8 protein-coding genes are annotated in these 12097 nt (G+C 70.9%); 7 read left to right on the plus strand and 1 reads right to left on the minus strand.

All coding sequences use genetic code 11. The features are described 5' to 3' along the window. Nucleotides 1-109: 109 nt before the first annotated feature. The 7 genes from IE225_RS30165 to IE225_RS30195 all read left to right on the plus strand — a co-directional run bounded on the left by IE225_RS30165 (nt 110) and on the right by IE225_RS30195 (nt 11591). Nucleotides 110-1333, plus strand: a complete 1224-nt coding sequence (locus IE225_RS30165) for a single stranded DNA-binding domain-containing protein (RefSeq protein WP_229880169.1) — start codon at nt 110-112, stop codon at nt 1331-1333. Between the two features lie 151 nt (nt 1334-1484). Beyond that, the gene (locus tag IE225_RS30170) at nt 1485-2360 is read left to right on the plus strand and encodes a hypothetical protein (protein ID WP_190060825.1); all 876 of its coding nucleotides are present in this window, start codon (nt 1485-1487) and stop codon (nt 2358-2360) included. A gap of 95 nt (nt 2361-2455) precedes the next feature. Next, on the plus strand, nt 2456-2863 hold the full coding sequence (locus tag IE225_RS30175) for a DUF6409 family protein (RefSeq protein WP_190060826.1): 408 nt from the start codon (nt 2456-2458) through the stop codon (nt 2861-2863). Between the two features lie 191 nt (nt 2864-3054). Then, nucleotides 3055-3462, plus strand: a complete 408-nt coding sequence (locus IE225_RS30180; protein ID WP_190060827.1) for a DUF6181 family protein — start codon at nt 3055-3057, stop codon at nt 3460-3462. Between the two features lie 337 nt (nt 3463-3799). Beyond that, complete coding sequence (locus IE225_RS30185; protein ID WP_190060828.1) at nt 3800-4501, plus strand: hypothetical protein; 702 nt, start codon at nt 3800-3802, stop codon at nt 4499-4501. 493 nt (nt 4502-4994) lie between these two features. Beyond that, entirely contained in the window at nt 4995-9434 is a 4440-nt protein-coding gene (gene mobF, locus IE225_RS30190; RefSeq protein ID WP_229880170.1) for a MobF family relaxase, read from the plus strand. Between the two features lie 186 nt (nt 9435-9620). Next, nucleotides 9621-11591 (plus strand): hypothetical protein, encoded by a 1971-nt coding sequence (locus IE225_RS30195; protein WP_190060829.1) that lies wholly within the window; start codon nt 9621-9623, stop codon nt 11589-11591. A gap of 58 nt (nt 11592-11649) precedes the next feature. Here IE225_RS30195 and IE225_RS30200 read toward each other — a convergent pair. Continuing rightward, nucleotides 11650-12097 (minus strand): SMI1/KNR4 family protein (locus IE225_RS30200; protein ID WP_190060830.1); only part of this gene is annotated, 448 nt, incomplete at its 5' end.

Genomic DNA, 12097 nt, shown 5'->3' on the forward strand with positions numbered 1-12097 from the left:
GGAGGGCAACCCCCTTCGGCACTCGCCCCAGTGCCTGTCCCGAGTCGGCCGCAGCGGAGGGCGACCCGCGCGGCCGAGACCGCAACCTCTCACCAGCAGGAGCACCACCATGCAGAGCGCTGTGATGCGCTTCGACGTCCCGGCCGTCGAGGCCGGCCGTGTCCGCCGACTCGTCGAGGCGACCAACGCCCGCGCCGCCGTACACGGCCTGACGGCCTACTCTCTCGACGTCTCCGAGCCCTTCCTCACGGACTACCGCGACCCGATCGACGGCCGCATTGTCGGCAAGCGGCGCATGGTCACCGTGACGATCTTCGGGGAGATCCCCCGCCACGACGGCTGGACCGTCGTGGCCCGGCTGGACCACGACGACGAGGGCGAAACCATCCTCAGCCTGTTCCCCGGTCTCCCCGACCACCTCGCCGACGCCGTCCGCGGGCAGCGCGTGCTCGACAACTTCTGTCACGGCTGCCGGGCGGCCCGCCACCGCACCGCCACCTACCTGGTACGGCACGACGACGGAGAGTTCCGCCAGCTGGGCAGCACGTGCGTCGAGCCGTACACCGGACTGCCGATCAAGGGACTCCAGGCGCTGTGGCGGTTCCACCAGATCAAAGACTCCGACTGGGACGGCGACGCCGAAGGCGGGTACCCCGCCGACCTCCGTCTGCCCGTCTCCGACGTCCTGCGGGTGACCGCCGCGGTCGTGGCCCAGGACGGCCGGTTCTACAGCCGGTCGGAGGAGTGGAGGCACGTGCAGCCGACCGCCGACGCCGTCTCCGCGTACTTCTTCGACCGTCGCGCTCCGATGGAGTGGCGTGCGGCGATCGACGCCGACACCGACGCGCCCGCGACGGCCGCCGCCGTACGGGAGTGGGCCGTCCAGGGCTACGGCAGCTTGAACGACTACCGGCACAAGGTGGCGCAGTTGGCCAAGGGGGAGACCGTCGACCCCCGCCACCTGCCGACGCTGGTCTCCGCCATCGCGGGATGGCACCGCGACCGGGAGAAGGCCGCCGCCGAGCGCGCCGCGCGGCGCTCGAAACCGCAGGGCGAAGTCGGCCGGCGCCTTACGTTCGCAGCCACGGTGACAGCCGTGATCGAGCTGGAGGAGCGGTACTTCGGTCGCCGCGTCCAGCGCCGCCGCCTGGTGAAGTTCCAGGACCGCGAGGGCAACGTCTACGTGTGGTTCAGCAGTGCCGCCGCCGTGCCGGACCCGGGAGACGAGGTCGAGGTCACCGGCACGGTCAAGGAGCACGGCAAGTACGGCGAGGTCGCCCAGACCGTGCTCACCCGGTGCCGAGTCGTCGAACGTCAGCCGGTCGCAGCCTGACCGACTCCGGCCGGGCGGATCCGCCACCGCCCGGCCGGCCTCGTACAGCGTTTGCCCGAAACGGCAAAACATGGTTTAATTAATTGTGTCGGAGTGGGGAGAGCAACCCCCGGCCGACATTCGTCCCACCCCTCTCACCAGGAGGACTCCCATGGCTCGCAAGCCGAAGATGACCCTGGAGGAGCGCCGCGCCTATGGCGCGAAGATGCGCGCCGAGCTGGAAGCCGTCATGAGAAGGGCCTACGGCGCCCTGGAAACCGATCCGCAGTTCTGGGTCGCCGTCGTGCGTACCGCGGCGAGACTCCAGGACCGCAGCCCGGTCAACGTCGTCGCCATCACGGCCCAGTTCCCGGCCGCCACCTGTGTGATGAGCGCCGGCGACTGGAAGAAGGTCGGCCGCCGCCCCGTCAGGGGTTCCTCGGCGATCCGTGTCTGGACGCCGATCAAACGCCGCTCCGCCGTGGAAGACGGCGAGGACATCGACGGCGAGCCGACGCCTTCCGCGCGCGTCCAGGGCGGGGTCTCCGGATACAAGGCGGGGCCCGTCTTCGACATCACGCAGACGGAGGGCGAGGCGTACGACCCGCCGCTCGCGCTCACGCCGCCCCCGGCCGAAGTGGTGCGGGACGTCCTGGCCGGCCAGTACCTGGAGTATTACGAAGAAGAGCCGCCGGGAGCCGACGACTTCGGCTCTGCCGAGGATGTGCCGGACGGCGCGGTCCGCGCCCTTCTGTTCGCCCACGCGTGGCGCCGGATCGACCAGAGCGACGCCCCGCTGCCGAGGCAGCGCGAAGCGGAGGCGGCCTCGGCCGCGCACCTCGCCGCACTCCTGCTCGGCGTCGCTCCGGGACCGGTCGCCGTACCCCCGGTCGCGGGCGTCCTCGCCCCGGGCGACAAGCCGCTGATCCGCGAATCCGTCATACGCGTCATCGAGACGGGTCGTGCCATCGCCGACGCGGTCCAGGTGGACGCCAACGCCCCCGACATCGTGGGTGACTACGGCGCCGCAGAGCCGGTCTCCGGTTGATCACGACATTAAACATGGCTTAATTAACGTTGCCGGGGGGAGAGGGCAACCTCCCTCCCGGCGCCTCTCACCGGACAGGACAGGACGTGATCTCCATGAAGCCCTCGTCTCCGACCGCGGAGGACTTCCCCACGGCCACGCTCGTTCTGGCAGGCCCCTGGTCCCGCGGCCGCCGACTCGAATCCCGACCCGGTGTCGTCGTCGGCCCCTTCGGTGTCGCGGAAGAAGCCGTCTGCGTACTCGTCTGGTACTTCACGCTCGGCGCGCCGGAACCCGGCACGACCGTGCAGGCGATGCTCCCGGACGAACTCACGCCGCTGGACGACACGCTGACCACGATGCACGAGGACGTGTTCCGTGACCTCGTGCGCAGCCTCCGTCGAGGACGCATCGCCCACGACGACGGCGAAGCCCTGTGCGCGGCGGTACGTCAGGCCTGGCTCCGGCGCATCGGCCTGGCCGACGCAGCCTCCGGCGACCGCCGCACGTCCCCTCACGACTGACCCGCTGCACGCCGGCCCGGAGGAGGGCGACACCTCCGGACCGGCGGCCGGGCGGATGAGCGTCCAGGAGATGCGGCAGAAGCTCACGATCGCCGAGTGATTCCGGACCTCACCGACGGGCTCAGGGCGACTCAGGCCCCGGGCCTGCCGTCGTACGTGCGCCACCACCGACAGACAGAGACCACGGTTCCATGCAGCACACGAAGGAAGCCACCGAGACCCACAGCTCGCCTCGCCGGCGCGGCGCCGCCCAGCCCAGCAAGGGCGACGGGGTCTTCCGCGTCGCCGTCCCCCTCCGCCCCCGGCTCAGCGCCTCCGAGCTCACCCGCGCTCTCCTCGCCGCCCGGAAATCAGAAGACCTGGACATGCTGAGGCCGGTCCAGATCCGCGCGCTCATCGCCGAGGTACTGACCCGGCACGGCTACGACCTCCTCGACCGCTCGGCGTACGACCCGCACGACCCGCGGCATCAGGCCGCCCGCCGAGCCGTCCGACGCGCCTACGGCTCACGCTTCGTCGGAGCCCCCGACGAGATGCGCTTCCTCGCCGAACCGCTGACCGAGGTCTTCCGCGACGGCTTCGGGCACGGCCGGGCATGACGACGGCCCCCGACCCTCACCTCGTCCGCCAGGAGACCACGACGACCAGGAAGGTGGTTTAATTCCTCTGTCGGAGTCCGACGGAGGAACGTGATCAGCTACGACGTCCAGACTTCAACAGAGACGGCCGGCGCACAAGGGCAACGGGCGCCGGCCGTCGGTGTTCTCTCACCAGAAAGAACCCCACCATGCTAAGCGACCACCGCTCCGACCGTCCGCGCATCGACGGCCGCACCCGGCTCAGGCCAGGTGACAGCATCGGCGCAGACCGGCGCGGCACCTTCGTCGCGGAAGGTCCCCATACCCGGGAGCCGCACCCGCACCCGGAGGGCGGCGCATGACCGCGCCGGCCACGGTCAGACCCCGGCACGAACAGGAGAACACCGTGCACCGCGAGAACGGCCGCACGCTCTATTCGCGCGCCGACCTGCAACAGGTCCACGGCCTGAGCGAGTCCACTCTGCAGAACCTCTGGACGAACCGGGCGGACAACGCCCACCCCGACGCCGTGATCGTCGACGGCGTCATGCACTGGTACGACGACGAGTGGACCCCCTGGTACCGGGAATTGCAGCGCCGACGGGCCGCGGCCGCCACCAAGAACGCCCCGAACCTGGCGGGCGACCCGGAGGAGGAGGTCGGTCCGGCCGAGGCCGCGCGCATCTGCGGTTTCGCGGACACCACCACCGTCTCCCACTACGTCAAGAGCCCCCCGGCCGGATGGCCGGAGCCGGACAGCTACGACCTGCTGCCCAGCGGGCGCCGACGTCCGAAGTGGAAGCGGTGGAAGCTGTGGCGGTACGTCGCCGAGCGGAAGGGCCGCGGCCACGCCGGAGGCCGGCCCAAGGGCCGTCGAGGACTCGCCTACCCCTACCAGGGCGACGAGCGCCTCGCCCTCGCCCGCCGGCTCCTCGCCGCCAACCCGGATGCGACGAACGCCGAGCTGATACCCCGGCTCCAGGAGATGAGCGAGAAGCCCTACTCGCGGCCCACCTGGAACCTGATCCTGAAGACGGCACGGGAGCATCCGGAGGACTGACCGTGACCGACGACCGTCGCCCACGACACGGCGGACGACCGGGTGAGCGCCCCGCCCGCTCGCGGCCGGCCGTCGACTGTGACGTCATGATCTGCACGACGTGCGGAACCGACGAAGCCGTGCGCGAGATCCGGTGGCAGTCACCGGCGTCGTTCGGCGAGTGGCCGACGGGCGGTCGGCGCTGAGGAGGGGTGACCGGCGCCCCCAGTCACCAGGAGCCTCGCCGCCGTGCGAGCCCCTACGGACAGCCCTGCCGCCCGGATCACCTGCCGCAGTCGGCGGATGAATCGCTGCACCCCTTCAATGCCGGGTGACAGCACGCAGGCCTGACCGTCTCCGCCTGGAACGCGGACGAGCGCACAGCCGATCACCGAGTCGCCTCTGCAGCCGGAGGACCAAGGTATCGTCGCTACGCGACGATACAATCAGCCAAGGTGTCCGAAACTGGCCGTAGTTGAAACGGAGGGGTACCGGGCCGGTGGGGTGGGTGACGATGATCGGCCCGTCCGACGGGCAGATCGAGTACCGCCTGACCGGCGGCCACGGCTGCGGCAGGGGCACCATGGTGGACGCCGCCCCGCTCGTCGCCGCGATCGAGGTCAAGGCCGCCGAGACCGGCACCCCGGTCGCCGCGCTCCTGGGCTCGGCCGAGGCGAAGCGTGCCTTCTACCGCGCCCGCACGCAGCTCCGCAAGACTCCAGGCACCGCCCGGATCAGCGGCTTCGATGCCGTGGAGGTCGCGGCCGCCGCGGGGTTGGACGCCCGGGACCTGTACGGGGAAGCCGTTCTCCCCGCTCCGGTCGGCGACGGCCAGGTCGACTACCACTTGGACGCGACGGAGCGCCCCCTGGTGTGGATCGGCAACGGCCTCACCGAGTTCGGCATCACCCCCGGCAGCACGCTGACGCCCGAGCAGTTTCCGTGGGCCCGCCGTCTCATGCGCGGTGAGGACCCGCGTACCGGACGGACCCTCGTAGAGCCCAAACTGGCCGTCGCGCCCGCCGCGAAGCTGCCCGCCGCACCGCTCGTGCGAGCCGTCCGTCGCACTGCCGCCGAGCGGGGTGTGCAGCCGGCCGAACTCCTCGACTCCCGGCGGAAGAAGGCGGCCTTCGGACGGATGGAGCGGCAGCTCACCCGGCACGGGGAGTCCCACCGTGTGCCGGTCTCCGTCCTGCTGAACCTGGCCGAGGGGGCGGGTGTCGACGCCGTCGCGCTGTACGGGGAGGAGGCGCTGGAGAAGGCGCTCGCGGCGGAGGAGGGCGGGCGGCTGGACGCCCGTCCGCTGCTGCACGCCGTGGCGCGGAAGGCCGACGAGACGAACCGTCGGCCGGAGGAGCTGTTCACGGCCGCCTCCCTGAAGCGCCGCTTCCTGCAGACGGCCGCCGAGGGCGAACGACGACTGCGCGACCTGCCGATGGCGGCGCGCGAGGCCGTCGCCCTGGCGAAGGCGGCCGGCCTGGACCCCGAGCAGATCTGGGACACGGAAGAGATCAAGGCTGCTCTGCGCGAAGGCCGCGTCGAGGTCGGCAACCGCGGCGCCGACCTCACACTCGATCTGCCCAAGTCGAAATCGGTGTTCCTCGCGTACGCTCCGGACGAGCTCGCCCGGGAGGTGGAGGCCGTCTACACCGGCGCGGGCCGCGAGGCGGTCGAGGCCCTGGAGCGCTGGACGGCGTACGCGATGCGCGGTCGGCACGGCGACGGGCGGAGCGCCGAGACGATCCCGACCAGCGGGTTCTGCGGATGGATGATGGTGCACCGCGCGGCCCGCCCGGTCGGCGGCGCGCCGTACGGCGATCCGCACTTCCACCTCCACTTCACCCTGGCCAACATGGTCAAGGCCGCCGACGGCCGCTGGTCCACGACGGCCGCCGGAGGACGCGACCTGCACCGCCACGCCCGGGCGGCGCAGGCCCTGATGAACGCCCGCATCCGCCGGGAGCTCACCGACCGCTACGGCATAGGCTTCCGCCGCGACGAGCGCACGGGCGCATGGGAGATCGCGGCGATCCCCGAGGCCACGATCAGGCTGTTCAGCAAGCGGGACGACCAGGTCCGCGAACTGCTGAACTGGCTGGGCATCGACTACGACAGCGCCACCCTGCGCGAGCGCACCGCCGCCTCGGTCGCCTCGAAGGCGGCCAAGAACGGCGAGGCGGCGGCCGCCGCGGACGACGTGCTGCGCGGGTACTGGCAGGCCGAGGGACGTGCCGCCGGCGACGACCCGGAGGCCATCACCGCGGCGGCGATCCACAGCGCTCCGCAGGACCGGAACCCGGACCTGGACGAGCTGTGCCGCATCGTCTTCGACCCGAAGACCGGCCTGACCAGCCACTCCAAGGAGTTCACGCACGCCGCCGCCATCGCCGCCGTCCTGGAGGCCCTCCCGTACGGCGTCGGCGACGCGGAAGAAGCCGAGCAACTCACCGAAGCCGTACTGCGACACGCCGGGCATGCGGTCAAACTGAACCCGAAGGGCCCGCAGCACTTCTCCCACGCCGACCGGTACACCACCGCGGACATCGTCGCCGCCGAGACCCTGATCGTCACCGAGACCCGGCGGCGCCTCGACGAAGGGGCCGCCGTCGTCGGCCGCGACACGGTCGAGATGACCCTGTCCGCCGTCGAGGCCCAGCACGGCCCCGGCTTCCGGTTCTCCGACGAACAGCGCGCCGTCCTGGAGCGCCTGCTGACCGCCGGGCACGGCATCGACGCCGTCATCGGCGTGGCCGGCGCCGGCAAGACCACGATCATGGACGCGGCCCGGCAGGCATGGGAGGCGCAAGGGCTCGTCGTCGCGGGCGCGAGCACGGCCGCCGTCGCCGCCGCCAATCTCAAGGCCGAGGCCGGCATCCCCTCCCGCACCGTCGCCTCCTGGCTCACCGGCATCCGCACCGGCGGGCCCGGCCTGACCGGCGTGGACGTCCTGGTCCTGGACGAGGCGGCCATGTGCGACGACCGCGATGTCGCCGAGCTCCTCGCCCACGCCGCCGAAACGGGCACCAAGGTCGTCGGCATCGGCGACCCCGAACAGCTGCACTCGCCCGGTGTCGGCGGCCACTTCGCGGCCGTCCACCGCCTCGTCGGCGGCCTGGTGCTCACCGAGAACCACCGGCAGAAGGACGCCGTCGAGCGACGCGCACTGCAGCTCTGGCGCGACGACCGACGCGCCGAGGCACTTCGCACCTTCGCCGCCACCGGCCGTGTGCACGCCTTCGCCGACAAGGACGCGACGCTCGCCGCGATGCTCGCCGTGTGGGCCGAGAAGCGCGCCGCCTACACCGACGACCACGACGCCGTGGAGCAGCTGCTCATGCTGGCGGCCACGAACGAGATCGTCGAAGAACTCAACCTCGGCGCACGCGCCCTGCGCAAGGCCGACGGCTTCCTCACGGGCCCGGAGCACACGTACGCGCTCGCCGGCGGCCGCGAGCTCGTCCTCTCCGTCGGGGACCAGGTCCTCCTGCGCACCAACGACTACCGGTCCCGGCGCACCCGCGGCGAGCACGAGGACGTACTGAACGGCTGCCGCGGCATCGTGCGCGCCGTCGACGACCGGCGCCGCGTCCTGGTCGAGTGGCGGGAGAGGACCGCCGACGGCCACCGCACGGTCGCCGAGTGGGTCGACGCCGACTACATCGCCCGGGGTGGACTCAGCCTCGGATACGCGATCACCGGCCACAAGTCGCAGGGCCTGAGCGTGCAGGAGGCGCTCGTCTACGGCCCCGGCGCACAGGCCAACGCGCTCTACACCATGCTCAGCCGCGACAAGAGGGAGTCACACCTCTTCCTGCCGCTGTCCGTCTACGAGACCGACGCTGACCGGGCCGCCGCCGGCGAACCGGGCACCGAGCAGGAGCAGCTCGACCGTGCCGTCGCCGGCCTCATACGGGAGATCGAGACCGGCACCGAGGAACGCATGATCCTCACCGAGCTCCCGCTGCACGCCGTTCCCGCGCCGGCCCGCGGAATCGTGTCCGACCTGTCCGTTCGCAAGACCTCCGGCACCCGGTCGGTGAGCGGGCAGGGGTACGGGACGGGCCGCGCCTCAGAGGGGCAGCCGGCGGGACCCGGCCCGTCCGAAGGCGACCGCGCACGCGTGCGTCCCTACCGGCACCTCAGCACGGACGCGCTGCGCGACGCCCTCAGGAAGGCGGCGGTCGCGGCCCGTGCGACCCGGCGGGCGGCCGAGGAGGCCGAAGCGAACGCGGACCGGGCGGAGCAGCAGGTCGCGTCGGACACAGGCCCGAACGTCCTCGCCCTCAAGCGGCGCCATGAGGAGCTTGCCGCCCGAGCGGAGGCGATCCGAGAAGTCAGAAGCCTCGACCGGGTGCTCGGTGAGACAGCCGAGGCACGGCGCCGCACGCGGGCGCGCGTCCGGCAACTCGAACGGGAACTGAACGAGACCTCCCGCTTCGGACGTCTCGTGCTGCGCGGGCCGGACCGTGCCCGCGCGGAGCGGGAACACGGCGCTCTTCGCCGACTCCTGGCCGAACAGGACCGCCGGCTCGACGAGGTGCGCACGCGTCTTCGTCATCTTTCCGCGGTGGCCGGACCGTTCCCGGAACACGAGGACGTGCTCGTCGAGGCGGAAACCTCTCGACGAGACCGCGGCAGCCTGCTTCAGCACGCCCGGCAACAGGATGCCCGGCGAGCCGGACACCTCCGCGCGGAAGCCGTCCGGGCGCGAAGCGCTGCTCTCGGAGCCGCGCACCGGGAGAGAAGCCTCGCAGCGGAGCTGGCTCACCGCATGTCGCGAACGTCCGGTGAAGCCGAATCGCCAGGTGAGGCCGCACGAGGCGCGGAGAGGAGGCCGTACGCCAACCCCTTCCGCGCGCAGGACGCTGCCGCTCGGCAGCCCCGGTGGGCTTCACCCGAGCAACCATTCGCGACACCGTCGGCCCGGGACGTCGACGCGCCGCCCGACCGATGAGCGCGCGTGGCGGTCATGGCTGCATGCGGCGAGAGCCATACGCCTGAATCGAAGGTGAGTTGGGGTCTTTCTGGAATCAACTCCCTTTCAGCCAAGCTCAGTTAAACCATGACCTCTGTCATATGCGCAGCACACGGCGTCTGCTGGACTCGCTTCGAACATGCGTACGTTCGAGGAGGAGCGAGCTTGAGACGCTTACACCCACTGTCGGCGTTGCGCCGTCTGGCCGCCGGTGCCGCACTGGCCCTGCTGGTCGGAGCCGGAACGTCGTACGCCGCCGACTTCCACCCGAGTCCGGGAATCGGTACCGCACCCTCGGCGCGGCCGGCGGCCGGGCCCGAGAACACGGCGGCTGCCGGGGGCCGCCCGGTGTCGGGCAAGAATCCGTCGGCCGGCCCGCAGTTCACCAAGAAGGACGGCGTGTGGAGCGTGGTCACCTCGCGGGTGGTGCTGCGCAACACGGTCACCGATCCCGACGGCGACAAGGCCGACCTGACGTTCGAGGTGTGGACGACCGACGCGAACGGGAATCCGAAGGACCAGGTCAAGCTCACCGACGCCAACTCGTACGGCGTCCTGGTCTCCGACTTCGTGGCGTCGGGCAAGACCGCTCAGGTCACCGTCGACTACGGCAAGCTGAAGCCCGGTGTGACGTACACGTTCCGGACCTCCGCCTACGACGGCGGCCTGTACGAGACGTCCTGGTCGCCGTGGGCCGACTTCCGCATCGATCCCTACGTGACCTTCCCCGCCCCGCAGGCGTCTTCCACGATCGACTCGACGAAGCAGGACGTCATCCCGATCACGCGCACCGATCCCGGTAACGTCGCCGCCGGCCTCCGGGCAGGACCGAAGCGGAACTGTTCCACGGCCGACACCGAGGGCCGCAGGCTGTGCATCGAGATCAACCCGCCGTCCGAGGACAGCGACCGGTCCTCCCCGTCCCTGCGCGCGCCCCTCGGCGACGACCTGGTTTCCTGGTGCGGCGCCAAGGACAGCGGCAAGGACTACATGAACCGCACCGAGGCCTGCCTGAAGAACATCGGCAGTGCCACGCTGATCTTCCTGGACTCCGATCCGGAGCTGCCCTCCCTCGGCACGGCCACCTTCGACCTGCAGCAACAGATGAAGCTGTACACCAAGAAGGGCGACAGCGGCAGCGACCTCGGCGAGTTCGATCAGCAGCTCGTCGTGATCCCCACGCACATCGACGAGGCTCTCGAGGGCGTCAACCTGAACTGGTACGCCACCAACAACTGCGACGCCTGCTCCACCTCCCCCATCAAGTGGCGGGACATCAACCAGAACGAGACCACCGCGCACTGGACGCCGGATCAGGCGAACCCATTCGGTGAGCGCTGGGGCACCATCCAGACGGCCTGGAGCGGCACTGGCAAGGAGATCATCGACCTCGGCTGGTCCATCCGGGCCACGGTGGACGCCAGCGCCACCGTGTCGGCGACCGCCGACTTCGGCACCAGCGGTGACACCCGTGTCAGGGAACTCGCACCGCGCTGCGACAACATCCTCAAGGGAGTCGCCCCCGGCTGCGCGTTCCCGTACTTCAAGCCGATCTACACCGTCGACACCAACCTCTACCCTGCCGCCGGCGCCTACTACTGGCTGATGCAGGAGAAGATGACCTCCCACCCCGGCTCGAAGAAGTGGGACTCCCTGCTGCACCGTCTGGGCCCGGACACCACCGTGAAGCGGCCGAGCGACGGGCAGCCATGGACCACGAATGACAGTCGCGACAAGATATGTCCGAGCAGTTGGAGCCCGCATCCGGCCGACGCCTCCCTGGGTGCCTTGTCCTGTGACGAGTACGCCATGGCCTCCACGCACGAGAGCGGCGGCTTCCCCGGCGGCCCGAACCAGGTGGGCTCCGGCAACGACTGCGCGCAGCTGACGGCCGACAAGATGGGCACAGGCACGTCGTTCGGACTGCTGGCCGACACCCGTGTCGCGACGGCCGGACCCTCGTGGGAGAAATGCGGGCGCGCCTCGATTCCGACCGCCCAGAACACGGGGGCGTTCAAGAATCTCAACCCGGCTCCGTGGCGGCTGCTCGACGACGACGGGTTCTTCGTCAGGACCCCGGGCTTCGAGCACTGCGCGAACGCCAACACCACCTGCGCCTGGAAGAAGATCGGGTAGCAGTCCGTGGACCCGTGCTGCGCGGGCGGGAACGGTCGTGGCCGTTCCCGCCCGTCGTTCAGCCGGTGAACGGCTCCCAGCCGTCCCCGGACTCGCCGGTGGGCCCCCAGCGCAGGGCGCCGCGGATCAACCCCGGTGTTGGAGGTCCGGCAAGGTCCGGCACGTCGAGGGCGTCCGCCATCTCCTCCAGGTAGGTGGTCAGCGATTCGAATTCGGGATGGCGATCTCCGTACCGGTCCCAGTACCACAGCTGTCCGCTGTCGGTGTCCAGGCAGAGCCCGATGGCCTGGTCGTGGGCGTTGAACGCGCACACCGGAATCCAGCCCTGCTGCCAGGCGTCCTTTCCCATCCGGACGTAGCGGCCGTGCAGTTCGATCGCGTCGTCGAGGGTCATGAGCGCCCAGTTGCCGAGCATGAACTCGGCGCCCCGCTGGTCGCGTACGCCCGCGCACAGGCTCCACAGGGCCTTCAGCCCTCCCCGCAGCCGGACGCCGAAGGCTTCCTCG

The sequence above is a fragment of the Streptomyces echinoruber genome, assembly GCF_014651135.1.
GTDB classification, from domain to species: domain Bacteria; phylum Actinomycetota; class Actinomycetes; order Streptomycetales; family Streptomycetaceae; genus Streptomyces; species Streptomyces echinoruber.